The 24,509-nt window shown below is 71.8% G+C and carries 20 protein-coding genes; 7 read left to right on the top strand and 13 right to left on the bottom strand.

Going from position 1 to position 24,509, the window contains the following annotated elements:
• Positions 1 to 134: 134 nt before the first annotated feature.
• Genes ACLJOU_RS28510 through ACLJOU_RS28500 form a run of 3 tightly spaced genes read right to left on the bottom strand, consistent with a single transcriptional unit; the run spans position 135 to position 2,931 of the window.
• Entirely contained in the window at positions 135 to 1,328 is a 1,194-nt protein-coding gene (locus ACLJOU_RS28510; RefSeq protein ID WP_410571467.1) for a kynureninase, read from the bottom strand.
• Positions 1,325 to 2,119, bottom strand: a complete 795-nt coding sequence (locus tag ACLJOU_RS28505; protein ID WP_410571465.1) for a tryptophan 2,3-dioxygenase — start codon at positions 2,117 to 2,119, stop codon at positions 1,325 to 1,327. The genes ACLJOU_RS28510 and ACLJOU_RS28505 overlap by 4 nt, the downstream gene beginning before the upstream one ends.
• Entirely contained in the window at positions 2,116 to 2,931 is an 816-nt protein-coding gene (locus ACLJOU_RS28500; protein WP_410571463.1) for a PaaX family transcriptional regulator C-terminal domain-containing protein, read from the bottom strand. Before ACLJOU_RS28500 ends, ACLJOU_RS28505 begins: the two co-directional genes overlap by 4 nt.
• Positions 2,932 to 2,979: 48 nt before the next feature.
• Here ACLJOU_RS28500 and ACLJOU_RS28495 point away from each other — a divergent pair, with 48 nt between their 5' ends.
• The 4 genes from ACLJOU_RS28495 to ACLJOU_RS28480 are packed head-to-tail and all read left to right on the top strand — an operon-like array spanning position 2,980 to position 6,758.
• Entirely contained in the window at positions 2,980 to 3,732 is a 753-nt protein-coding gene (locus tag ACLJOU_RS28495; RefSeq protein WP_410571461.1) for a creatininase family protein, read from the top strand.
• Positions 3,725 to 5,245 (top strand): benzoate-CoA ligase family protein, encoded by a 1,521-nt coding sequence (locus ACLJOU_RS28490; RefSeq protein WP_410571459.1) that lies wholly within the window; start codon positions 3,725 to 3,727, stop codon positions 5,243 to 5,245. Before ACLJOU_RS28495 ends, ACLJOU_RS28490 begins: the two co-directional genes overlap by 8 nt.
• A complete protein-coding gene (locus ACLJOU_RS28485) occupies positions 5,242 to 5,934 on the top strand; it encodes an SDR family NAD(P)-dependent oxidoreductase (protein ID WP_410571457.1) in 693 nt (230 codons plus the stop codon). Before ACLJOU_RS28490 ends, ACLJOU_RS28485 begins: the two co-directional genes overlap by 4 nt.
• Positions 5,931 to 6,758, top strand: a complete 828-nt coding sequence (locus tag ACLJOU_RS28480) for an enoyl-CoA hydratase family protein (RefSeq protein ID WP_410571455.1) — start codon at positions 5,931 to 5,933, stop codon at positions 6,756 to 6,758. Before ACLJOU_RS28485 ends, ACLJOU_RS28480 begins: the two co-directional genes overlap by 4 nt.
• 16 nt (positions 6,759 to 6,774) lie before the next feature.
• On the opposite strand, the gene ACLJOU_RS28475 is transcribed toward ACLJOU_RS28480, so the two are convergent.
• From ACLJOU_RS28475 to ACLJOU_RS28455, 5 genes are read right to left on the bottom strand one after another with little or no spacing between them, the layout of a single operon-like run.
• Entirely contained in the window at positions 6,775 to 7,164 is a 390-nt protein-coding gene (locus tag ACLJOU_RS28475; protein ID WP_410571453.1) for a VOC family protein, read from the bottom strand.
• Complete coding sequence (locus tag ACLJOU_RS28470; RefSeq protein WP_410571452.1) at positions 7,164 to 8,081, bottom strand: SMP-30/gluconolactonase/LRE family protein; 918 nt, start codon at positions 8,079 to 8,081, stop codon at positions 7,164 to 7,166. The genes ACLJOU_RS28475 and ACLJOU_RS28470 overlap by 1 nt, the downstream gene beginning before the upstream one ends.
• Before the next feature lie 8 nt (positions 8,082 to 8,089).
• Positions 8,090 to 8,746, bottom strand: a complete 657-nt coding sequence (locus ACLJOU_RS28465) for a histidine phosphatase family protein (protein WP_410571451.1) — start codon at positions 8,744 to 8,746, stop codon at positions 8,090 to 8,092.
• Entirely contained in the window at positions 8,746 to 9,804 is a 1,059-nt protein-coding gene (locus ACLJOU_RS28460) for a phosphotransferase family protein (protein ID WP_410571450.1), read from the bottom strand. The genes ACLJOU_RS28465 and ACLJOU_RS28460 overlap by 1 nt, the downstream gene beginning before the upstream one ends.
• Positions 9,801 to 10,553, bottom strand: a complete 753-nt coding sequence (locus ACLJOU_RS28455; RefSeq protein ID WP_410571448.1) for an SDR family oxidoreductase — start codon at positions 10,551 to 10,553, stop codon at positions 9,801 to 9,803. The genes ACLJOU_RS28460 and ACLJOU_RS28455 overlap by 4 nt, the downstream gene beginning before the upstream one ends.
• Before the next feature lie 380 nt (positions 10,554 to 10,933).
• Here ACLJOU_RS28455 and ACLJOU_RS28450 point away from each other — a divergent pair, with 380 nt between their 5' ends.
• Positions 10,934 to 11,863 carry a hypothetical protein gene (locus ACLJOU_RS28450; RefSeq protein ID WP_410571446.1) on the top strand — a complete coding sequence of 310 codons (930 nt, stop codon included), beginning with the start codon at positions 10,934 to 10,936 and terminating at the stop codon, positions 11,861 to 11,863.
• A gap of 21 nt (positions 11,864 to 11,884) precedes the next feature.
• On the opposite strand, the gene ACLJOU_RS28445 is transcribed toward ACLJOU_RS28450, so the two are convergent.
• Positions 11,885 to 13,519 (bottom strand): acyl-CoA synthetase, encoded by a 1,635-nt coding sequence (locus tag ACLJOU_RS28445; RefSeq protein WP_410571445.1) that lies wholly within the window; start codon positions 13,517 to 13,519, stop codon positions 11,885 to 11,887.
• 212 nt (positions 13,520 to 13,731) lie between these two features.
• Between ACLJOU_RS28445 and ACLJOU_RS28440 the strand changes: the two genes are divergently transcribed.
• Positions 13,732 to 15,420: a bifunctional 3'-5' exonuclease/DNA polymerase gene (locus ACLJOU_RS28440; RefSeq protein WP_410571443.1), complete on the top strand. Its 1,689-nt coding sequence runs from the start codon at positions 13,732 to 13,734 to the stop codon at positions 15,418 to 15,420.
• A 191-nt stretch (positions 15,421 to 15,611) separates the two neighbouring features.
• Here the strand turns inward: ACLJOU_RS28440 and ACLJOU_RS28435 are convergent, their stop codons facing one another.
• From ACLJOU_RS28435 to ACLJOU_RS28420, 4 genes are all read right to left on the bottom strand, one after another.
• Positions 15,612 to 17,378, bottom strand: coding sequence for a sialidase family protein (locus ACLJOU_RS28435; RefSeq protein ID WP_410571442.1), 1,767 nt, complete (start codon positions 17,376 to 17,378; stop codon positions 15,612 to 15,614).
• Between the two features lie 171 nt (positions 17,379 to 17,549).
• Complete coding sequence (gene hrpA, locus ACLJOU_RS28430; RefSeq protein ID WP_410571441.1) at positions 17,550 to 21,428, bottom strand: ATP-dependent RNA helicase HrpA; 3,879 nt, start codon at positions 21,426 to 21,428, stop codon at positions 17,550 to 17,552.
• A gap of 175 nt (positions 21,429 to 21,603) precedes the next feature.
• Complete coding sequence (locus ACLJOU_RS28425) at positions 21,604 to 21,861, bottom strand: hypothetical protein (RefSeq protein WP_410571439.1); 258 nt, start codon at positions 21,859 to 21,861, stop codon at positions 21,604 to 21,606.
• 119 nt (positions 21,862 to 21,980) lie between these two features.
• On the bottom strand, positions 21,981 to 23,144 hold the full coding sequence (locus tag ACLJOU_RS28420) for a lactate 2-monooxygenase (RefSeq protein ID WP_410571437.1): 1,164 nt from the start codon (positions 23,142 to 23,144) through the stop codon (positions 21,981 to 21,983).
• A gap of 110 nt (positions 23,145 to 23,254) precedes the next feature.
• On the opposite strand from ACLJOU_RS28420, the gene ACLJOU_RS28415 reads away from it, so the two are divergent.
• Entirely contained in the window at positions 23,255 to 24,415 is a 1,161-nt protein-coding gene (locus ACLJOU_RS28415; protein WP_410571435.1) for a saccharopine dehydrogenase family protein, read from the top strand.
• Positions 24,416 to 24,509: the final 94 nt, after the last annotated feature.

Genomic DNA, 24,509 nt, shown 5'->3' with positions numbered 1-24,509 from the left:
CTTGAAGGGTGGGCGGGAACCCGTGCGGAGGTCGTCCGCTCGGGCGCCCGGCACCAACCTAGATCGCCTTCGTCCGCCGGACCAGTGCAGGTCCCGCGATACGGACCGGTAGCCCGGGAGCAGGGCCCCCCGGATCAGCCGCGCACCACCGTGCCCAGCGTGCCCATCGCCGTCTCGAGCTGGGTGTCGGAGAGGTACGGCGCCGGGCCGAAGCGGAGGTAGGAGCCCCGGCTGTCGGTGCGGACGCCGTGCGCGGCCAGCGCCGCCTGCAGCCCGGCGGCGTCGGCGCAGCGCAGCGAGAGGAACCCGCCGAGCTTCGCGAGCGGCGTCTCGCGGTCGCGGGTGACCACGTCCTCCGGCAGGGCGAGCTTGTCGAACACCTCCGCGAGCAGGCCCACCTGGTGCTGCGACACCTCGCGCAGGAACTCCGGCGTGAGCCCGTGCTCGGCGAAGAACCGCTGCACCCGGACGCCGCGGTAGTGGCCGGCCGGGTCGTAGGTGGCGCCGGCGAACCGGTCGCCGCCGATGGCGTAGGGCACCTGGCCGGGGTGGCGCTCGTCGGCGAGCGCCCCGAACTCGGCGTACCAGCCGGTGATCACCGGCCGCAGCTCCTGGGCGTGCGCGGGCAGCCGCAGGAAGCAGTTGCCCTCGCCCAGCTGCAGGTACTTGTAACCGCCGCCGAGCACCCAGGCGTTGGTGAGCCCGAGGTCGTGCAGCGGGAACGGCACGACGCCGAGCGCGTGGTAGGCGTCGACGACGAGTTCGATCGAGCGGCCGCGGCAGACGTCGGCGAGGTGCGCCAGCCCGGGCACCAGCCTCGACGTCTCGAAGAGGACCGCGGAGACCAGCACGGCCGCGGTGTCGTCGTTCACCTCGCCGGCGACGCGCTCGGCGAGCGTCGTGACCGGGTCGAGCGGCACGCGGACCACCTCGACCCCCTCCTCTTCGAGGCGGGCGAGCTGACGGCGGAGGGTGTGGAACTCGCCGTCGGTGGTCACCAGGCGCGGCCGGCGCGGCAGCTCCATCGCCGACAGGAAGCGCAGCACGAGGTCGTGCGTGCTCGCGCCGAGCGCGTACTCGCCGTGCGGGTCCCCGAGCAGCACGCGGAAACCCGCGCGCAGCTCGTCCGCCTTGGCGAAGGCGCGCTCCCACTTGCCGTCGACATCGCGGGCGGCGTCCGCGAAGGACTCGAGGAGGCCCTCCTCGGCGACGTCCGGCCAGGCCTGGTGCGAGTGCCCGGAAAGCAGGAGGCGGTCGGCCACCGCGAACCGGGTGTAGTGCGCGGCGAGGCGGTTGGCGTCCGCGCGCAGGTCGTCCAAAGTGGTCACAGTCGGCTCCGTACGGCCCAGAGATCCGGGAACATCGGCTGGAAAAGCGTGGTACGCAGGTAGGTGGCGCCGGATGATCCTCCCGTCCCGGTCTTGTCGCCGATGGTGCGTTCGACCATCTTCACGTGCCGGTAGCGCCACTCCTGCATCCCTTCGTCGAGATCGACCAGACACTCCGCGACGACCGAGGGTCCCCCGTCGTCGCTGTACACGTCCAGCAATATCGTCTGCAGGGCCGGGGACGGCTCCACCGAGCGAGTGACGTCTCGGTCACACTCGACCGCGTAGCCAGAAACCTTGAGATACGTGAGAAAAGAGTCGAACAACGACGGGCGCGCCATGGCTTCGGCAATGCGTTTCCGCTGCTCGCCGCCCTCGGGGTAGTGGGCGAACACCCGCTCGTCACGGCGTCCGAGCACGGCTTCGAGCTCGCGGAACTGGGCCGACTGGAAGCCGCTCGAAGCGTCCAAACGGGCGCGGAAACTGGTGAACTGGCTGGGCGTCATGGTTTCCAGCACGTCGATCTGCGCCACCGCGACCTTCAGGATCGTCAGGATGCGGCGCAATGTCCGGATCGAATGCGCGGTGTTGCCCTTTTCGAGATTCTGCTGGAGGAACGCGGCTTCGTGCAGGATCTGCTTGAACCACAGCTCGTACACCTGGTGGATCACGATGAACAGCAGCTCGTCGTGTTCGTCGGAGCGCAGGCGCTGCGCGTTCAGCACGTCGTCGAGCCCGAGGTACGAGGTGTAGCTCAGGGCTTCCTGGGTGGCTTGGCTGGGTTCGGTCATCCTCGGGTCACCTCGTCGAAATGGCGTTGCGCGGGTTGCGCGAGCGCGGTGTACAAGTCGTGGAACAGCTCGACGGCCGCCGCCCGGCAGTCCGGCGCCCGCACCAGGTCGGCGGGCAGTTCCGGGTCGAGCGACGGGAACATGCGGAAGGTGTGCACCAGGCGGGTGCGCACCTCGAACGCCTCGGCGTCCGGCGGCTCCCGTCCCGCGTACCCGCCGAACTGGGCGACGAACGCGGCGTACCGCGCGGCCAGGTCGTCGAGGTCCCACGCCCGGCCGGCGAACCGGCGGACGTCCAGCGCGGCCGACGGCCGGCCGAGCAGCAGCCCGGCGTGCTCGGTGACGTCCAGCTCGCCGAGCAGGGCGACGACCTCGGCCTCGCGGTCGTGCGGGGCGATCCAGGTGCCGTCCTGGTAAGGCCCGAAGCCGAGGAACCGCAGCCGCCGGACCAGGCGTTCCCTGGCTTGGCGGCGGCTCTCCGGGATGCTCTGCCACAGCACCGTCCACTCGCCCGCGGCGCGCTCGCGGCGGCCGAGGGAGAAGATCCGGTGGTCACCGTCGGCCAGCAGGGTGATGGTCCGCCGGGTCAGCGAGTAGTGCACGGTCCGGCCTTCGCGGTGGCGCTGCAGCAGGCCGCGGCGCACCAGGCGGGTGAGCGCGATCCGGGCGGCGCCGTCGGAAAAGCCCAGCTCGGCGAGTACCGCGACCAGGCCGCCCGACCACACCCGGCGGGTCTCGCGCGGGTGCACGTAGCTGCCCAGCAACGTCATGACCAGCTCTTGCGGGCTGGCTTCGAAGGCGTCTCCGGGCATGGGCGCAACTCTATACACCCCAGGCCGCTGCGGTGTAGCTTGATTTGCGTGACGTACTTCGCGGACCTCAGCTCGCGGCAGGTGGCCGCCCTCGCGGACGGCCCGCGCGTCCCGGTGCTGCTGCTGCCGCTGGGGGCGATCGAGCCCCACGGTCCGCACGCGCCGCTGGGCACGGACCCGCTGATTTCGCGCGGGATGTGCGAGCGGGCGGCTTCTCGCTTGGCCGCGGACGACGACGTCCACGTTCTGGTCCTGCCCGAGGTGCCCTACGGCGTGACGCGGTTCGCGGCCGGGTTCGCCGGCGGGATCCACGTCGGCGAGGAGACGCTGCACTCGCTGCTCGTCGACATCGGCGCGGCGCTGATCGGCCAGCGCCTGCGCCGGATCCTGCTGGTCAACAACCACTTCGAGCCCGCGCACCTGGTGACGCTGCGGCGCGCGGCCGAGACGCTGAACTTCGCCTACGACGGCCGCGTCGCCCTGCTCGACCTGGTCCGGCGGCGGCACGCGCAGCGGCTGACCGAGGAGTTCCGGTCCGGCGAGTGCCACGCGGGGCGGTACGAGACGTCGCTGGTGCTGGCCGACCGGCCGGAACTGGTGGATCAGCCCCTGATGCGGACCTTGCCGCACGTCCCGGTCAGCCTGGCGTCGGCCCCCGCCGACGGCGGCTTCCTCGCGATGGGGATGACCGACGCGTACTGCGGCACCCCGGCCGAGGCGACCGCGGCCGAAGGCGAAGAAACGTTCTCGACGTTGACCGACCTGCTGGTGGAAACGATCCGGGAGCTGGCCCGTGAGTGAGCCGTTCAACCTCGCCACGCACTTCCTCGACCGGCACGTGGCGGCGGGCCGGGGTGAGCGCACCGCGCTGCACGTCGGGGACCGGGCGATCAGCTACGCGTCGCTCGCGGCGTTGGCGAACCGGGTGGGGAACGTGCTGCTCGACGCCGGTGTCCGAAAAGGACAGCGGGTGCTGCTGGCGTTGAGCGACGGCGACGAGTTCGTCGCGGCCTGGTACGGCGCCCAGAAGATCGGCGCCGTCACCGCCGAGGTCTACCCGTTCCTGCAACCCAAGGACTACGCGTACTACCTCGGGTACACCGAGGCCGTGGTGGTGCTCGCGGACGCCGTCACCCTGCCCGCGCTGCGCGCGGCGGGCGCGACCGGCTTGCTCGTGACCGGCGTGCCCGAAGCCGACCTGCGGCCCGGCGAGCGTCCGTTCCGGACGTTGGTCGACGCCGCCCCGGACACCTTGACCGCCGCACCGACCACTGTGGACGACGTCGGCATCTGGAAGTTCACCACCGGCAGCACGGGCGCCCCCAAGGCGTGCGTGCACCCCCTGCGCAGTCCGCTGGAGAGCTTCGAGCGCTACGCCGTCCAGGTGCTCGGGCTGCGCGCGGACGACCGGGTCCTGGCCGTGCCCAAGCTGTTCTTCGGCTACGCACGGGATCTGGTGGCGCTGTTCCCGTTCGGGGTCGGTGCCGCCGGGATCGCGTTCGGCGAACGCAGCACGGCGGACCTGATGTTCGAGCTGATCGCCCGCCACCGGCCGACCGTCCTGGTCAACGTGCCGACGATGATGAGCGCGATGGTGGCGCACCCGGCCGCGGCGGAGCAGGACCTGAGCTGCCTGCGGATGACGACGTCGGCGGGCGAAGCGCTGCCGCCGGAGCTGCACCGCAGGTGGGACGCGGCCTTCGGGGTGCCGGTGGTGGACGGGATCGGCTCGTCCGAGGCGTACCACATCTACCTGTCGAACCGCCCCGGTGCCGCCCGCGTCGGCACGCTGGGCACGCCCGTGCCCGGGTACACCGCCGAGGTGGTCGACGAGCTCGGGAACCCGCTGCCGGACGGGGAAATCGGGCCGCTGCGGGTGACCGGGCCGACGATCGCGCTGGAGTACTTCGGCGATCCGGAGAAGTCGGCGCGGACGTTCGACGGCGACACGCTGACCTCGGGGGACCTGTTCAGCCGTTCGTCCGACGGGTACTTCCGCCACCACGGCCGCGCCGACGCGCTGCTCAAGGTGGGCGGTGTGTTCGTCGCGCCGGGTGAGATCGAGGACTGCCTGCTCGGCCACGCCGCCGTGGTGGACTGCGCGGTGGTCGGCCACGAGGTCGACGGCCTGGTCTTGCCGCGCGCGTACGTCGTGGTGCGGCCGGGTTCGGCGGTCACGGCCGACGAGCTGAAGGACCACGCGAAAGCCCACCTGGCCAAGCACAAGTACCCCCGCGAGGTGGTCTTCATGACGGAACTGCCCCGCACGGCCAACGGGAAGCTCGACCGCCGGGCCTTGGCGGCCCGCTCGTGAGCCGCCTGGTGGTGGTGACGGGCGGCACCCGCGGCATCGGCGCGGCGATCGCGGACCGTTTCCGGTCCTCCGGCGACACGGTGCTGGCGCCGGGCCGCGCGGAATGCGACGTGACCGACGAGGAAGCGGTGGCGGCGTATTTCGCTGCGGCGGGCCCGGTGGACGTCCTGGTGAACAACGCCGGGATCTCCTCGAGCGCGCCGGTTTCCCGGACATCCCTGGATGATTGGCGGGGCCAGTTCGAGGTGAACGCGACCGGCGCGTTCCTGTGCACGCGCGCGGTGCTGGAAGGCATGCGCTCGCGCAACAGCGGCCGGATCGTCACGGTGGCCTCGACGGCCTCGCACGTCGGCTACCGCTACACGGCGGGGTACACGGCGTCGAAGCACGCGGCGGTGGGCTTGATGCGCGCGGTGGCGGCGGAGCTGGCCGGCACCGGCGTGACGGCGAACGCGGTCTGCCCGGCGTTCGTCCGCACGGACATGACGGCGACCTCGGTGGCGCGGATCGTGTCCCGATCGGGCCGCTCCTCTTCGGACGCGGAAGCGGCCTTGGCGTCGGCGTCCCCGCTCGGCCGGCTGTTGGAGCCGGCCGAAGTGGCCTTCGCGGTGTCCTTCCTGGCGGCCCCGGAGGCCGCCGCGATCAACGGCCAGACCCTCGTACTCGACGGCGGAGGAATCCAGTCATGAGCCCGTTCCGCGCCACTGCCCCGCTGACTCGCGAATGGGAGCACTTCGGCTTCGACGTGTCCGACGGGGTGGCCACGGTGACGTTCACCCGCCCGGCGAAGCTGAACGCGCTGACCTTCGACGTGTACGCGGACCTGCGTGACCTGGTGATCGAGCTCCCGCAGCACGAGGACGTGCGGGTGCTGGTGATCACGGGCGAGGGCCGCGGGTTCTGTTCGGGCGGCGACGTCGAGGAGATCATCGGCGAGCTGCAGAAGTTCGAGACGGCGGAGCTGCTGGAGTTCACCCGCATGACGGGCGCGGTGGTGAAGGCCCTGCGCGAGTGCCCGCTCCCGGTGATCGCGGCGGTCAACGGCGTGGCGGCGGGCGCGGGTTCGGTGATCGCACTGGCGAGCGACTTCCGGTTGCTGGCGGAGTCGGCGAAGTTCGCGTTCCTGTTCACGAAGGTGGGCCTGGCGGGCGCGGACATGGGCTCGGCGTACCTGCTGCCGCGGCTGGTCGGCCTGGGCCGCGCAACAGAGTTGCTGATCCTCGGGGACAAGGTGACGGCTGCGCGGGCTGCGGAGATCGGGCTGGCGACCCAGGTGGTCCCCGACGCGTCGCTGGCTTCCACGGCCGACGCGCTCGCCCGGCGGCTGGCGGACGGCCCGGCACTCGCGTACGCGACGACGAAGGTGCTGCTGACGCGCGAGCTCGACATGGACCTGGGCAGCGCGATCGAGCTCGAGGCGATCACGCAGGCACTGCTGATGACGGCGAAGGACCACAAGGAGTTCTACGCGGCCTGGTCGGCGGGCCGGGAGCCGCGCTGGACGGGCCGCTGAGCCCGGTCCGGGCCGGTCAGGGCACCACTTCCGCCAACCCGAGCAGGTTGCCCTCGCTGTCCCGGAACCAGGCGGCCCGCTCGCCGCTGCCCTTGCTCGGGTAGTTGCCCCGGATCTCCATGATCCCGCCCCGCATCCCCTCGTACTCCTCGAACACAACACCGCGCGAGCGCAGCACCGCAACCGTCGATTCGAGGTCGTCCACGTAGAAGCCGGCCTGGGTGAAGGACCCGTCGGAGACGCCTGAAGAGGCGTACAGGCAGAAGACCCCCGACGCACCTTCGTACCGCAAGCCGCCTTCGCGCTCCTCGACCGCTTCGAGTCCGAGCTTCTCCGCGTACCAGCGCCGAGCTCGGGCGAGGTCCTGGGTGGGGATGCGCGCTTCGATCCGGACGTTGTTCAGCATCACCCGATGGTAGGCGTCACCGCGATCGCCGACTCCTCCAAAGAGCCGAAATACAGCCGTCCGCGCCACTCGCGGACGCCCACCAGCATGTGGAAGCCGTCGATCTCCCCGCGGAACGAACGCACCACCCGGCCGTCCGCCGCGACGCCCAGCACACCGACCTCACGCCCCGGGCCGGGCTGCAACGACGTCGGCAGCCGGCGGACGCCTGCCCGCAGGACCGCGGGCAACCGCCGGACGACGTCGAGCGCCGCTACCTTCGGCGACGCCTGCGTGATCCAGATCAGGCCGTCCGTGCCCGTCGAGATGTTGTCCGGGAAGCCCCACAGGCCGTCGACGAAGACGTCCGAGCGACCGTCGGAAAGCCACACCCGCGACACCCGGCACGCGCCGGTCTCCGCCACCGCCACGAACGACTCGTCCGGGGCCAGTGCGACGCCGTTCGCGAACTGGAGGCCGTCGAGGAGCAGGTCGATCGTGCCGTCCGGGGAGCGGCGCAGCAGGCGGCCGCCCGCCGTCTGCTCGATCAGGTCGTCGCGCCAGTTGTCGATGCCGAAGCGGCGGGAGGAATCCGTGAAGTAGATGGTCCCGTCCGACGCCACGGCGGCGTTGTTGCAGAAGACGAAGTCCAGCCCCAGCGCCGAAGTGGCCAGCGTCGAAGGAGAGCCACCCGAGAGCGGGACCACCAGCAGCCCGGCCCGCGCGTCGCAGACCAGCAGCTCGTCTTCGCCGTGCAGCTCCAGCCCGAGCGGGCGGCCACCGGTGTCCGCGATGACGTCGATGCGCTGCCCGTCCGGGGACAGGCGCAGGATCCGGCCGTCGTCGACGCCCGTGTAGATCCGGCCTTCGCCGTCGACGACGACGTCCTCCGGGCCGTGGCCGTTCACCGGGTACAGGGTGACTTCGCCGAACCGCATCGGACCTCCTACCGGTAGGTGAGCAGCGAAGCCGCGTCGGCCTCGAAGTGCGGGTGCTCGTTGAACGACAGCAGTGTGACGCCCCCGCGTCCGGACACCAGCTTGGTGATCCCGCCGTTGACCGTGACGCGGTTGAGCTTGAGCAGGCCGGTCTCGGGGGTGCCTATGAGCAGGCCGCAGACGGTGGCGATCACGCCGCCGGAGGTGAACACGACCGCGTGCTCGCCCTTGCCGAGCGACGCGACGACGTCGGCGAGGGCGTCCCGGCAGCGCGCGAGGAACGCCGGCCACGTCTCGGCGCACGGCCCGTCCGCCCCGGCCGACGTCCACGCCGTCAGGGCCGCGTCGAGCACGCCCTGGTACGCGCGCGAGTCCTCCTGCGGCGCCCCGCCGGCGTGGTGGCGCGCGATGTCGACGTGGTCGTACTCGTTCCAGCGCGGGTCTTCGACCACCGGGGTGTCGCTGCCGAGCGCCTTCAGCGCCGTGGCCGCGGTGTCGCGCTGCCGGGCCAGCGAACCCGAGCGGACCTGGTTGAAGAGCACCCCGCGCCGCAGCAGTTCCGCACCGACCACAGTGGACTGTTCGAAACCGCGTGGGGACAGGGCGTCGTAGTCCGAAGCGCCGAAGGACGCCTGGCCGTGCCGGACCAGGTAGATCGCGCCCACTACACGCTCCCCTTCGCGATGATCTCGCGGCAGCGCCAGTCGAGGTACCCGACGAACTGCCAGAAGTCCTTGAACGCCGGGTTGCGCGTCGCGCCGTCGTGGTAGCGCCGGTACAGCTGCTGCAGGACCGCGGCGAGCCGGAACAGGCCGTAGACCTCGTAGAACCGCCAGTCACCGACGGAAAGCCCGGTCTTTTCGGCGTAGCGCGCGACGAACTCCTCGCGGGTGAACATGCCGGGCAGGTGGGTCGGCTGGCGGCGGCTCGTGTGCATGACGTCGTCGTCCCCGGCCTCGACCCAGTACGCGAGCATGCTGCCCAGCTCCATCAGCGGGTCGCCGAGCGTGGCCATTTCCCAGTCGAGCACGCCGGTGATGTTCAGCGTCGACGGGCCGTCCAGGACGAGGTTGTCGAGCCGGTAGTCGTTGTGGATCAAGCAGATCTCGACGTCGGCGGGCTGGTTCGCCGCCAGCCACGCGCGTACCTCGGCGAAGTCGCCGACGTTGTCCGTGCGCGCGGCGACGTACCGCTCCGACCAGCCGCGGATCTGCCGCTCGACGTACCCGGCGCCCTTGCCGAGGTCGGCGAGCCCCGCCTTTCCGACGTCGACGGCGTGCAGGTCCACCAGCCGGTCGACGACCTTGCCGGACAGCTCGCGGGCCTGCTCCGGGGTCAGCGTCATGCCGGGCGGCAGGTCGCCGCGCAGGATCAGGCCGTCGAGCTTTTCCATGACGTAGAAGTCGCCGCCGAGCACGGCCGGGTCGTCGCCGAACGCGACCATGCGCGGCACGTACGGGAACACCGGCTTCAGCGCGTGCTGGACGCGGTACTCGCGCCGCATGTCGTGCGCGGACGCCGCTTTGCGCCCGGCGGGCGGCCGGCGCAGGATCAGCTCGCGGTCCGGGTAGGTGAGCAGGTAGGTCAGGTTGGACGCGCCGCCGGGGAACTGCCGGACGTGCGGTGGCTCGGCCCCGAGGCCCTCGACCTTCCCGCGGAGCCAGGCGTGCACCGCGCCCGCGTCGAAGGCGTCCTCCGCGCGGACCTCGACCGGGGCGTTCACGCGAACCTCCGCAGCAGCGCGGCCGGCACCACGCGCATGACGACGCTCAGCGGCACCCACGGCCACGCCGGGACGTAGGCGCGGCGCGGCTCGGCCTCGATCGCCCTGGCCAGGGCCCGGGCCCCGGTCTCGGCCTTGACCAGCAAGGGGTTGCGGCCGATCCGGTCGTTCATCTCCGACTCGATGTAGCCGGGCCGGACGTCGGTGACGGCGATGCCGTGGCGCTTGAGCTCGATCCGGGTGCCGTCGACGAACGCCGAGATCCCGGCCTTCGAAGCGGCGTACGCGGTGAGGTTGCCCGGGAACGGGCGGAGCGCGCTGAACGAGGAAATGACCGCGAGGTGGCCGGCGCCCTGCTCGCGGAAGATCCCGGCGGCGGCCTCGATCTGGGCGGCCGCCGCGACGAAGTTGACCTCCAGGGTCTGGCGGTTGGCGTCGAACCGGCCGGTGCCGACCCGCTGCCCCTTCCCGAGGCCGGCGTTCACAATCACCCGGTCGAGGGACCCGAGCTCGGCGCGGAACTCCTCGAAGACGGCGAAGACGCGGTCGTGGTCGGTGACGTCGAGGGTGCGCGTGACGACCGCGATCCCCGGGTGGGCCGCGGTCAGCTCGGCGGCCAGCTTCTCGAGCCGCTCGGTGCGGCGTGCGCACAGCGCGAGGTTGCGACCCTTCGCCGCGAACCGGCGGGCCATGCCTTCGCCCAACCCGCTGCTGGCGCCGGTGATGAGGATGTTCCTGCGGACGACCATGGGTGGAGCCTACCCGCTGGTAACAAGACCGGTGGCCCGGCGCTGGGGGCGTCGCCGGGCCACCGGTCATCGCGCGGCCACGCCGGCCGGTCGCACAACTCGGCCGGGTGAACCGGAGCCGGAACCGCTCGCGCGGCCGGTCACACCTGCGCCCGGGTGGGCCGTGAGGGGGAGGCGGTGCCACCGGCGCAGGCAAGTCATGAAAGCGCGTCCGCACTGGCCGGGGCAATGGTTCACAGTTGCCAGTACTAGCCCGTTCGCCCGAGTGGCCGTCCCGGCGCCGCGACGGAAGAGGGGGCGGAGACCGCGGCGAAAACTGCTAACGTGCTCCGTGTCGGGGATCGTCGGGGGACGGCACGGGGCGGGTCGGGATTTCAGCAATGGCGGGCAGCGCGGCGGGTGACGGCCAGGAGAGCGGCCGCACCGAATTCGCCATCCGGTTGCGGGCGGCCATCGCCACCAGCGGGCTGTCGCTCGACCGGATCCAGGCGCGGCTGCGGGCCCGCGGCGTGGTCGTCAGCGTCACCGCGCTCAGCTACTGGCAGTCGGGCAAGCGGCAGCCGGAGCGGCAGAGCTCGCTGTCGGCCGTCCGCACGCTCGAAGAGATCCTCGACGTCCCCGCCGGGTCCCTGCTCGGGCTGCTGCCCCCGCCCCGGCCCCGCGGCGGCGCCGGGAAGCGCCAGGCCGGCGGCGAGCCGATGTCGTTCCCGCGCGAAGTGCTGCAGCCGCTGCTGGAGAAGGTCGGGGCGCCGCACGCGCTCGACCGCCAGCAGCCGCTGAAGATGGTCGGACTGCACGACCTGTGCGAGATCGCCGCGGACGGCGGCCAGCGGGCGGTGACCGCGCGGGCGGTGTTCCAGGCCGTCGCGGACGGGCAGGACCGCTGGCTGCTGGTCTACACCCAGGACGACCCGGCGGCGGGCGTCCCGGAGCTGCACGCCGTGCGCAACTGCCGGGTCGGCCGCGCCGAGATCGACGAGTCGCACGGCCTGCTGGTCAGCGAGCTGCTCTTCGATCAGCCGATCAACCGGGGCGAGACGCACCTGATCGAGTACACGCTGACCAACAGCGGGCCGCCGTACCCGGAGTGCCGCAACACGCACTACCGCGAGTTCCGCCGCCCGGTGCGGGAGTACCTGCTGGAGGTCCGGTTCGCGCCGGACACCGCACCGGGCCGCTGCTGGCAGTACTCGCGCAACGGCGCGAACGGCACGCTGGCCCGGCGGCCGCTGAAGCTCGACGGCGCCGACGGCGTCCACGCGGTGGCGTTCGACTTCGGGCCGGGCGTCTTCGGCATCGACTGGGACTGACCGTCAGGGGTCCCGCGCGGCTCACGAGAGCTTGGTGCGCAGCACCTTCCCCGTGGCGTTGCGCGGCAGCTCGTCCAGGAACTCGACGTCCCGCGGCACCTTGTAGCGGGCCAGGTTCGCCTTGACGTAGTCGCGGATCTCGTCGGCGTCGAGATCGGCCCCTTCGGCCGGGACCACGAACGCCTTCAGCCGTTGCCCGAACTCCGGGTCCTGGACGCCGATCACCGCCGCCTCGATCACGTCCTCGCGCTCGACCAGGAGGTTCTCCACCTCGATCGGGAACACGTTCTCGCCGCCGGAGACGATCATCTCGTCGTCGCGGCCGTCGATGAACAGCAGGCCGTCCTCGTCGAAGTGGCCGACGTCGCCGCTGGAGAGCAGGCCGTCGATGATCTCCTTGTGGCGGCCGTCGGTGTAGCCGCCGAAGCTGAGGCCGCTGCCGACGAAGACGCGCCCGGTCACGTTCGGCTCGGTGATCTTCCGGCCCTTTTCGTCGTACAGCGCCACCTTGCAGCCGACCGGCGCGCGGCCGACCGTGCCCGGGGCCTTCGCCCAGTCCTCCGGCGTCGCGACCGTCGCCACGGCGACCTCGGTGGAGCCGTAGAGGTTGTGCACGACGGGCCCGAACGCCTCGTTCGCCCGGTTGCCCAGGTCCGGCGAGAGGGCCGAGCCCGCGACGAAGATGATCCGCAGCGCGGACGTGTCGTACTTCTCGCGGACCTCCTTGGGGAGGTCGACGATGCGCTGCAGCATGGTCGGGACCAGCACGAGGGCGGTGCACCGGTGCTCGGCGACCCCGCGCAGGGCCTCTTCGGGGTGGAACTTGCGCCGCATGACGACCTTCGAGCCGAGCGCGAAGGACAGGATGAACTGCGACAGGCCGGTGCCGTGGAACAGCGGCGCGCCCATGTACGTGGCCTCGTTCGACCGGAGCGGGATCCGGTCGAGGAACTGCGCCGACGCCAGCGCGGAGGTGTGCGGGCGCGGCGCGCCCTTCGGCGTGCCGGTGGTGCCGCTGGTCAGCAGCACGAAGCCGCCCGGCTTGGCCGGCGCGGGCCACGGCCGGTCGTCGGTGCCGGCGATGATCTCGTCGAGCACCGGGACGGTCCGGTCGGTCAGGTCCGAGCCCGGGTCCACCCAGGCGAGGTAGCGGTCGACGCCGTCGGGGATCGCGTCGAGCAGGCCGGTGAACTCCTGGTCGTAGACGAGCGCGGTGACGCCTTCGCGCTTGGCCACGTCGGCCAGCTGCGGCTTCGCGAACCCGGTGTTCATCAGCAGGAGGCGGACGCCGAGCTTGCCCGACGCGGCCATCGTGATGACCAGGCCGCGGTGGTCGCGGCACAGCGCGGCGACGACCTGGCCGGGCCGGATGCCGCGCTCGGACCAGGCCCTGGCCAGCGCGTTCGACTGGTCGTCGAGCTGCTTGTAGGTGAGCGGGCCGAGCTCGTCGACGATGCCGACGGCGGCCGGGTCGCGGCGGGCGGAGATGTGGTTGGCGCCGGCGAACGGGCCGAACTTCCGCAGCGCGACCAGCGAGCGCACACCTTCGTCGAGCCGGGGGAACGGGACGAGGCCCGCCCGCCGCATCACGTCGACGCTGCGCACCGTCTCGGTCACCTTGTCCGCCACCGTGGTGGCGAGCGCGACCAGGCTCATCCAGGCACCTCCGTTGCTGCGGGGGACGAGAGCCCACGCCGACGGCGGGCGTACCGGCGGTATGGGAGCTACTGGAGAGTAAACCAAGGGTACGCCGAACGCACCAGCCCGCGAGCGAGCGGAAACGGGCAGTGGCCGCCGAGGCGGGAACTCCCCCGTCCGCGCCCCCGCGCCACCGGAAAACTGTCGGTGGTGGCCGTCATGATGTCCGGGTGCAGGTGATCGCGGGACGGGAGGAGGACGGCAGCTTCACCGTGCACACCCCTTCGGACACGGTGTCCGGCCTGGACGAGGCGGCTTTCGCGGGGCTGGCGCGGGAGCTGGAGGGGTCGCTGGCGCCGCGGTGGGTGTTCCCGTCGGTCGAGCGGACGTACCCGGTGCTGATGGCGGCCGGGCTGCGCGTCCGGCGCTGTTACGACCTCGAACTGGCCGAGGGACTGCTGCTCGCGTACGAGGGCGCGGAGACGCAGTCGCGGAGCCTGCGCGCGGCCTGGGCCAGGGCGAACGGCGAGGAGCCGCCGTCCGAGCAGTCCGCCGTCGAGCTCGCGCAGCCGACGCTGTTCGAGACGAGGGTGCCGACGCTGCCCGAGGGCGTGACGGTCGTCACGGCGGTGCGGCGCGTCCTCGCGGAGCAGGAGCGCCGGGTGGCGGCGACGGAGCACCCGGACCGGATGCGGCTGCTGCTGGCCGCGGAGTCGGCGAGCGCGCTGGCCGCCGCCGAGATGTCGGCCGACGGCCTGCCGTGGCGCGCCGACGTGCACGAGGAGCTGCTGGCTTCGCGGCTGGGGCCGCGGGTGCCCGCCGGGCAGCGGCCGAAGGCGCTGGTGGAGCTGGCGGCGAAGATCAGCGAGGCGTTCGGCGGGCGGCCGGTGAACCCGGACTCGCCGCCGAGCGTGGTCCGGGCGCTGGCACGCGAGGGCATCGAGGTGCCGGCGGCGCGGAAGTACCTGCTTCGCGGGATCGACCACCCGGCGGTCGGGCCGCTGCTGGAGTACAAGGAGCTGTCGCGGCTGTACACCGCGAACGGCTGGGCGTGGCTCGACGAATGGGTCAGCGACGGCCGGTTCCGGCCGCACTACGTCGTCGGCGGAGTGGTGTCGGGCCGGTGGGCCAGCCGTGGCGGCGGGGCCCTGCAGATCCCGAAGGTGCTGCGGACGTGCGTGCGCGCGGACCCGGGCTGGAAGCTCGTGGTGGCCGATGCGGCGCAGCTCGAGCCCCGGGTGCTCACGGCGTTGTCGGGCGACCGTCGGCTGGCCGACGTCGCCGCGGCGACGGACCTGTACGCGCGGCTGGGCGAGGCGCTGTTCTCCGGCGCCCGCTGGGTACCGGCCGCGAACGACGACCGCGACGACCGGACCCGGGCGAAGATCGCGATGCTTTCGGCGATGTACGGCGGCACGTCCGGCGAAGCGGGGCCGCTGCTGGGGTTGCTGCGGCAGCGGTTCCCGGACGCGGTGTCCTATGTGGAGCGTGCGGCGCAGGCGGGCGAGCGCGGCGAGCGGGTCCGCTCCCGGCTGGGCCGGACGTCCCCGGCCCCCTCGGCGGCGTGGCGCGCGCTGACGGGCGGCTTGGCGTCGGACGAAGCAGCGGAGCTGAAGGCCCGCCGGGCGTCGCGCGGCTGGGGCCGGTTCACCCGCAACTTCGTGGTCCAGGCGAGCGCGGCGGACATGACGGCGGTGATGCTCGCAACCTTGCGCACCCGCTTGCCGTCACCTGCCCACCTGGTGTTCTTCCAGCACGACGAGGTGATCGTCCACACCCCGGCACCCCTGGCCGCCGCGGTCGCCACCGCGATCACGGACGCGGTCACCGAGGCGGCCCGCATGCTGTTCGGCCCGGCCTGCCCGGTCCGCTTCCCGATGCAAACCGCGGCCGTCGACACCTACGCCGACGCAAAGTAACCCGTGTCGCCCTTCCAATCACACGTGATGCCCTTCCAATCACGCGTGATGCCCCCTCAATCACGCGAATCGCGCCCCGGATCACGCGAACCGACTCCCTGGGCACGCGAGTCCGCAGCCTGGGTACGCCGGGGCGGCCGCTGCCCTGGTCGCAACGGCCGCCCGGCTCACCTCGCTGTGGAGCTACGGAGCTACGGGAACATCGGCAGCGTCTGCGTCCCGACGTCCTGGTTCGGCAACGTCCGGCCCGGGTTGCCGCGGAAGTCGGTCCACGCCGGGTGCAGGCGGAGGTCCGCGCCGACCGCCGCGGCCGTGTAGTCGCCGATGAACACGCCCTGGAGTTCCTTGCCGGTCACCGCGCCCGTCGAAACGAACTGGACCTGCGGGTTCGCCGTCTGGGTCGTGATCCGGCGGAGCGGGGACAGGCGGTCGCCCCACCCGGTCGCGTAGGCGTAGTCCAGGCCGATGCCGTTCGGGTCGTACGCGCGCGTGTACGTCGTCACCGCGACCCGGCCGGCGAACGCCGCCACCGCCGGGAACACCTCGTCGGCGCCCGTGCCGACCTTCACCGGCTTGGACCAGCCGTGCCGTCCGTCGGACCCGCTGAGGAAGGCGTCACCGTTCGTCTTCACCGATTCGCCGTCGCGGTACGTGCCGTTGCGGTCGTCGGCCCAGGTCACCCACAGGTGGTCGGTCAGCCGGTCGTAAGTCAGCTGCGGGAAGCTGTTGACCCGGAAGTTCTCGCCGGTCAGGGCGTTGTTGGCGACGTCTTCGTTCACCGGGAAGTCGAAGTCGAGCCCCACCTCCGTGTGCCGGAACGTCCGGCCGCCGTCGCGGGAGGTCGCCACGACGACCGCGTCGTGGTCGGCGGGCTGGTCGCACGCGGCCGTCGCGCACACCGACGTCTCGTAGGCGACCTGGAGTGTCCCGTCGCGGGTGACCACCGGGTTCGAGCCGCTGCCGAACGGCGTGATCCCGCCGGGGAACCCGGTCAGCGACGGCGAAATCCGGCGCATCGGCGACCACGTCCGGCCGAAGTCGCGGGACTTCGACAGCACGATCGGCGACTCGACGAACGCGCCGGTCGCGTCGTAGGTGAACTGCGTCCAGGTGACGTAGACGTCGCCGGAGACGGGGTCGGCGGCGATCCACTCCTTGTCGTTGAAGATGTTCGTGGGTGTCGGCGTCCCCGCCGGGGTCACGCCGTCGAGGTGCAGGATCGCCGGGTCGCCGAAGCTGCGGCCGCCGTCGTGGGACACCGACACCGCGATGCCGCTGGCGAGCTGCTGGTCGTCGGGCACGGCCGCGCGGCTGAACACCAGCGTCGCGTAGTACACGGTGTTGTGCGGCCCGAAGGCGATGGCCGGGTCGCCGGCCGCGTCCATATAGGACAGTGGGGCGGCCGCCCCGGTCGGGAAGTCGAGGTGCGGCAGCTGGACGTTCGCCCAGGTCCGCCCGCCGTCGAACGAGGTGTAGGCGAAGCCGCCGGAGTCGTTGCGGCTCTCGCGCGTGTTGTACAACCGGTAGTCGTTCGCGCCGGCGACGATGTTGCGCGGGTTCTCCGGGTTGACGGCGATGGTGGTCTCGTTCTGGGCCGTGCTGCAGCCGGTCTGGCTGCCGGTCGGCACGATGGTGTCGCCGTCGATGACGTCGGTGTTCGGCGCGAGCGGCCGGTACGGGTTCGGCTTGCCGATGTAGGTCTGGCAGAGCGCGGACAGCGCCGGGTTGTCGCCGTCTTCCTCTTCCTCCTCGGCGAACTGCTCCTTGAGCAGCGGATTCGGGACGTCGTGCCGAGCGTCCTCGGCAAGTTTGTGCTTGCCGGCGTGCGCGTGCGGGCTCACCGGCAGCGGCGATCCCCCGGCGGCGGCTTGCGCGGGGTGCGCGAGAGCCAGCGGCAACAGCAGCGCGGCGCAGGCGGCGACGATTCTCCGCTTGGCGGACGAAACACCCAAGGACATCGGAAAGTCCTTTCCAGGAAGGTCTCCAGCCGCCCCAGGCTTGACGTCAGCGCGAGCAGGGTCAACCGACGGAAGTCGGAAGCCGGACATTCCGGTTTTCCGGTAATTTCAAACAATGATCGACTGCGGCCTCGACCTGTCCGCGGGGTGGACGATCGCCCATCAGGTCCGTCAGGCGAGCGCGTCGTCGATGGCCTTCGTGATCCGCTTGAGCGAAACCGGGTGCGCCGTCCCGAGCGTCTGGGCGAAGAACGACACCCGCAGCTCCTCGATCATCCAGCGCACCTCGGTCAACGCCGGTGACGACGTCCCCGGCGGCAGTGCGGCCACCGCGTCGGCGTACTCGGCCTGGATCCACGCGATGTCCGCCGTCCGCTGCAGGTCACGCGTCGGCTCGGTCGGGAGCTTCTCCAGCCGCCGTAAAATCCCCTGCAGGTAGCGGACGACGTGCCGCAACCGGGACGCGCCGGTCGCCGTCACGAAGCCCGGGTAGACCAAGCCGGTCAGCTGGGCGCGGATGTCGGCCAGCGATTCCGCCGGGCCGCGTGCCGACGACAACGCCACCTCGACGTCGTTCGCCGCGCGCAGGATCTTCTCCACGTCGGCCAACACCGCCAGCACCTCCGGGTGCAGACCGGCCCGGACCTTCTCCAGCAGCACCTTGAAGCCGGTTTCGTCGAAGACCGGGCCGCCGCCCGCGGTCATCAGGGCGTCCACCGCGCAGTCGACGCAGTCCTCGAGCAGGGCCGCCACACTGCCGTGCGGGTTGCGGTTCAGCACCAGCTTCGACGAGTTGGACAGCGACCGGGTGATGAACTTCATCGGCGAGCTCAGGTTCAGCCGCAGCATCCGCCGGGTGCCCGCCCACATCGCGTGCCGCTGCTGGGCCGGTGTGTCCAGCAGCCGCACGGCCACCGACGCGCCCTCGTCCACCAGCGCCGGGTACGCCTTGACGTCGTGACCGCGCTGCGTCGACTCGAAGACCGGCGGCAACGACCCGAACGACGGCTTGGTCAAGCCCGCCTTCTCCAGGCTGTTGGCCGCCTTCGAGATCGTGGCCCGGACCTTCGGGGCCAGCCGCCGCTGCAGCTCCTCGACGTCCTTGCCTTCGGCGACCTTCTTGCCGCGCTCGTCCACCACCCGGAAGGTCATCTTCAGGTGCTCCGGCACGGAAGCGACGTCCCAGTCCGCATACGGCACCGTGATCCCGCGCAGCGCACGCAGCTCGCGGCCGAGCACCTCCAGCAGCGGACCGTCCGAAGGCGACACTCGCGAAAGGACTTCCCGCGCGGTGTCCGGCGCCGGGACGAAGTTGCGGCGCACGGCTTTCGGCAACGACTTGATCAGCTGCGTCACCAGCTCCGCACGCAGGCCGGGGACCTGCCAGTCGAACCCGTCCGGCGTCACCTGGTTCAGCACCGGCAGCGGGATGTGCACGGTGACGCCGTCGGCGTCCGCGCCCGGCTCGAACTGGTACGTCAGCTTGAAGACCTGCGTGCCCTGGGTCCACGAGTCCGGGTAGTCGCCCTCGCGGACGCTGCCCGCGGCCTCGTTGATGAGCATGGACTTTTCGAACGAGAGCAGGTCGGGGTCGGTGTGCCGCGCCTTCTTCCACCAGCTGTCGAAGTGGCGCACCGAAACGACGTCTTCGGGCACCCGCGCGTCGTAGAACTCGTACAGCGTCTGGTCGTCGACCAGGATGTCCCGCCGCCGGGCCCGGTTTTCGAGGTCCTCGACCTCTTCCAGCAGGGCCCGGTTCTCCGCGAAGAAGTGGTGGCGCGTCTGCCAGTCGCCCTCGACCAGCGCGTGCCGGATGAACATCGCGCGCGACAGCTCCGGGTCGATCCGGCCGTAGTTGACGCGGCGGTCGGCGATCAGCGGGACGCCGTACAGCGTCACCTTCTCGGTGGCCATCACCGCGCCCTGCTTGCGTTCCCAGTGCGGCTCGGAGTACGACCGCTTGACGACGTGCTGGGCCAGCGGCTCGACCCATTCGGGCTCGATGCGCGCGTTGACCCGCGCCCACAGCCGGGACGTCTCGACCAGCTCCGCCGACATCACCCAGCGCGGCTGCTTCTTGAACAGCGCCGACCCCGGGAACACGCCGAAGCGGGCGCCGCGCGCGCCGAGGTAGTCGCCCTTGGCGGGGTCCTTGAGCCCGATGTGCGAGAGCAGCCCGGCGATGAGCGACGTGTGCACGCGCTGCGGGTCGGCCGGGGTCGTGTTGAGCGAGATGCCGAGCGGCTTGGCCAGCTGGCGCAGCTGGCCGAAGATGTCCTGCCACTCGCGCAACCGCAGGTAGTTCAGGTATTCGGTGCGGCACATGCGGCGGAACTGGTTGCCGGACAACGCCTTCTGCTGCTCCGAGACGTACTCCCAGAGGTTGAGGTAGGCGAGGAAGTCCGACGTCGGGTCGGCGAACCGCGCGTGCTGGGCGTCCGCCGCCTGCTGCTTCTCGGCCGGCCGCTCGCGCGGATCCTGGATGGACAGCGCCGCCGCGATGATCATCACTTCGCGGACGCAGCCGTTCTTCGCCGCCTCCAGCACCATCCGGCCCATCCGCGGGTCGACCGGCAGCTGCGCGAGCTTGCGGCCGACTTCGGTCAGGTCGCGGTCGGACCCGGTCGCGGAGAACGCGCCCAGCTCCTGCAGCAGGCCGATGCCGTCGCTGACCTGGCGGCGGTCCGGCGGTTCGACGAACGGGAACGCGGCGATGTCGCCGAGGCCCAGCGACGTCATCTGCAGGATGACCGAGGCGAGGTTGGTCCGCAGGATCTCGGGATCGGTGAACTCGGGCCGGCTCTCGAAGTCCGCTTCGGAGTACAGGCGGATGCAGATGCCGTCGGACGTCCGGCCGCAGCGGCCCTTGCGCTGGTTCGCCGACGCCTGCGACACCGGCTCGATCGGCAGCCGCTGCACCTTCGTCCGGTGGCTGTAGCGCGAGATCCGCGCGGTGCCCGGGTCGACGACGTACTTGATGCCCGGCACGGTCAGCGACGTCTCGGCGACGTTCGTCGCGAGCACCACCCGACGCCCGGTGTGGGACTGGAAGATGCGCTGCTGCTCGGCCGACGACAGCCGCGCGTACAGCGGCAGCACCTCCGTGTTGCGCAGGTTCGCCCGGTTCAGCACGTCCGCGGTGTCGCGGATCTCGCGCTCGCCGGAGAGGAACACCAGGATGTCGCCGGGGCCTTCGGCGCACAGCTCCTCGACGGCGTCGAGGATGCCCTGGGTCTGGTCGCGCTCGTCGTCCCCTTCGGGGTCGTCCGGGTCGACGAGCGGCCGGTAGCGCACCTCGACCGGGTACGTCCGGCCGGAGACCTCGACGATCGGGGCGTCGTCGAAGTGCTTCGAGAACCGCTCCGGGTCGATGGTCGCCGAGGTGATGATGACCTTGAGGTCGGGGCGGCGCGGCAGCAGCTGCTTGAGGTAGCCGAGGATGAAGTCGATGTTGAGGCTGCGCTCGTGGGCCTCGTCGATGATCAGCGTGTCGTACTGGCGCAGCGACCGGTCGGTCTGGATCTCGGCGAGCAGGATGCCGTCGGTCATCAGCTTGACCAGCGTGTCCTGCCCGGACTGGTCGGTGAACCGCACCTTGTAGCCGACGGTCTCGCCGAGCTCGGTCTTCAGCTCGCTCGCGATCCGGTCGGCGACCGTGCGGGCGGCCAGCCGCCGGGGCTGGGTGTGCCCGATCTGGCCGCGGATGCCGCGGCCGAGCTCGAGGCAGATCTTCGGCAGCTGGGTGGTCTTGCCCGAGCCGGTCTCCCCCGCGACGATCACGACCTGGTGCCGGTCGATCGCGGCGGCGATCTCGTCCTTGAGCTTGCTGACCGGCAGCTCTTCGGGGTACTCGATCTTGGGCACGCTCTCGCGCCGCGACTGGACGCGCAGCTCGGCCTGGTCGATGTCGGCGGCGATCTGCGCGAGCACGGAGTCGCGGTTGCGGGCTTTGCGGGCGCCTTCGAGCCGGCGACGCAGCCGCTGCTCGTCGCGCGGCATCAGCTCGGGCAGGCGCGCACGCAGCGCGTGGAAGGGGGATGGCTCGGACATTCTCGGTCCAAGGATAGCCGTGCGTGATGAACCGGGCCTGCGAATATCCCCGGGGCGTGACGGGGCGCACGTCCGCCGGCCCCGAACGCCCCAATGTGGCCTTCGGTGCGTCAGACGCAACCAAGGCGGCCTTCGGTGCGTCAGACGCAACCAAGGCCGCCTTGGGGCGCTTGGGTCAGCCGGGCTGGCCGGGCTGCGGCGGCTGGACCGGCTGGACCGCGGCCGGCTGCTGCGGCGCGCTCTTGGCCCGGTTCATCGCCACCGAACCACCGATCAGCGCCAGGCCGACCAGGCCCAGGACGATGCCGAAGAACGGCTGCATGTCGCTGGCCCAGGACAGGATCCGGAACTCGTAGTCGAACTGCTCGAGGACGATGGTGCCGAAGCCGAGCACGGCGAAGAGCACGCCGATCCGCATCATGATCGAAGACATGGGAAACCCCTCGTGAAAAGGAACGATGAAAACCACCGGTCCGTCCCCGAGCGGCCGTGGTGAGGCAGAACCGTAGCGGCCGCCGTCCCCGCTGTCTCCGGAATTCCCGATTCGTTACCTCACGTCCGCTGCAGCGAGTCCGGGCCCAGGTCGGCGAGGGTGCGGTGGCCGGACAGCCCCATGGTCAGGTCGAAGTCCGCCAGCAGGCTCCGCAGGACGTGCCGGACGCCGGCCTCGCCCGCGTGGGCCAGGCCGTACACCCACGGGCGTCCCACCAGCACCGCCCGGGCGCCCAGCGCCAGCGCCTTGAGCACGTCGGCGCCGGTGCGGACGCCCGAGTCGAACAGCACCTCCACGCGGTCGCCGACCGCCGCGACGATGCCGGGGAGCGCCTCCAGCGCGCCGAGCGCGCCGTCGACCTGGCGGCCGCCGTGGTTCGACACGACGATGCCGTCCATGCCCGCCTCCGCCGCGCGGCGGGCGTCGGCGACGTGCTGGATGCCCTTGAGCACGATCGGGCCGTCCCAGTGCTCGCGCAGGAACGGCAGCTGGTCCCACGTCCGGTCGGTGCCGGTGAGCATGCCGATCCAGCGCAGGATCGCCATGTTCGGGTCCTCTTCCGGCGTCTTCTCCAGCAGGCCGCGGAAGACCGGGTCGGTGAACGGGACCGCGCAGCCCTCGCCCTTGAGGAACGGCAGGTACGCCTGGTCCAGATCGGACGGTCGCCAGGCCAACGTCCACGTGTCGAGGGTGACGACCAGCGCCGTGTAGCCCGCGTTCTTCGCCCGGGTCAGCAGGCTCGCGCAGACGTCGTTGTCGCCGGGCCAGTACAGCTGGAACCAGCGCGGGCCGTCGCCGTTGGCCGCGGCGACGTCCTCGATGCCGGTCGAAGACGCCGTGGACAGGATGAACGGCAGGCCGACCGACGCGGCCGCGCGAGCGGTCGCCGACTCGGCGTCCGGGTGGACGATCGACTGGACGCCGACCGGGGCGACGGCCACCGGCGCGGGCAGCCGGGTGCCCAGCACCGTCGTGGCCAGCTCGCGGTCGGTGGCGCCGGTCAGCATCCGCGGGACGACGCGCCAGCGGTCGAACGCCTCGCGGTTGGCGCGGGCGGTCGCGCCGGAACCGGCCGCGCCCGCGACGTAGGAGAACGGGCCGGGCGCCATGACCTCGCGGGCCGACGCCTCGAGCTTCGTCGCGTCGGTCGAGCACGGCGGCAGCTGACCACCGAGTCCCTGCAGGTAGATCTCGTTCTGGTAGCTGCCGAAGCGTTCGGTCAAGGTTGCCTCCTCGCGTTCGAGTGGGCACTGTACTCGCCGGTAGTTCACCCGGCGCCGGGAACTGACCGGCGGGTAACCTGAGGCCCGCCGACGTCTGCGGAGGAGAAGAGATGCGCGGGTACGACGTGGTCCTGTTCGGCGCCACCGGGTTCACCGGCGGCCTGACCGCCGAGTACCTGGCCCGCCACGCGCCGGCGGACCTGCGGTGGGCACTGGCCGGGCGCAACCGCGGCAAGCTCGAGGCCGGCCGGGCGCTGCTCGCGGAGATCGACGACCGGTTCGGCACGCTCGACCTGCTCGTCGCCGACTCCGGCGATCCCGCGTCGCTGCGGGCCGTGGCCGAATCGGCGAAAGTGGTGATCACCACCGTCGGGCCGTACCTGGAGCACGGCGAGCCGCTGGTCGCGGCCTGCGCCGACGCCGGGACCGACTACGTCGACCTCACCGGCGAGCCCGAGTTCGTCGACCGGATGTACCTCGCGCACGACCGGCGAGCCCGGGAGACCGGCGCGCGGCTGGTGCACGCGTGCGGGTTCGACTCCGTCCCGCACGACCTCGGCGCGTGGTTCACCGTGCAGCAGCTGCCCGAAGGCGTGCCGTTGCAGGTCGACGGCTACGTCCGGGCCGGCGGGATGCCCTCGGGCGGCACGGTCCTCAGTGCACTGACCGTCATGTCCCGGCTGCCGGCCGGGGCACGGGTGGCGCGCGAGCGGGCGGCGGCCGAGCCGCGGCCGGCCGGGCGGTTCGCGCGCGCCCCGCTCGGGCGCCCGCACCGGGTCGCCGAGGCGGGCTGGTGGGCGGTGCCGCTGCCGACGATCGACCCGGACGTCGTCCGCCGGTCGGCGGCCGCGTCCGAACGCTACGGGCCCGACTTCACCTACCGGCATTTCGCCGCGGTCAAGCACCTGCCGGTGCTGGCCGGCGGCGTCGCCGGGGCGGGTGCGCTGCTCGCGGCGGCGCAGGTTCCGCCGGCCCGGCGGGCGCTGTCCCGGCTGCTCGCGCCCGGCAACGGCCCGAGCCCCCAGCGGCGCGCGCGGTCGTGGTTCTCGGTGCGGTTCATCGGCGAGGGCGGCGGCAAGCGGGTCGTCACCGAGGTCTCCGGCGGCGACCCGGGCTACGACGAGACGGCGAAGATGCTCGCGGAATCGGCGTTGTGCCTGGCGACCGACGAGCTCCCGGTAACGGCGGGCCAGGTGACCACGGCGACCGCGATGGGCGGCGCGCTCGTGGAGCGGCTCACCAAGGCGGGCATCCGCTTCACCACGCTCTGACGTTTCACGCTTTCACAGCGCGGCAGCGTGAAATTCCGCTGCTGTGATGGAACTTCTGCCGCTCCGGGGCCGCGGTTAGCGTCGATCGGGTTCT

Origin of the sequence: Amycolatopsis sp. cmx-4-61, assembly GCF_046548775.1 — a bacterium.
Classification (GTDB): domain Bacteria; phylum Actinomycetota; class Actinomycetes; order Mycobacteriales; family Pseudonocardiaceae; genus Amycolatopsis.
This window is presented reverse-complemented; position numbering and strand designations above follow the sequence as displayed.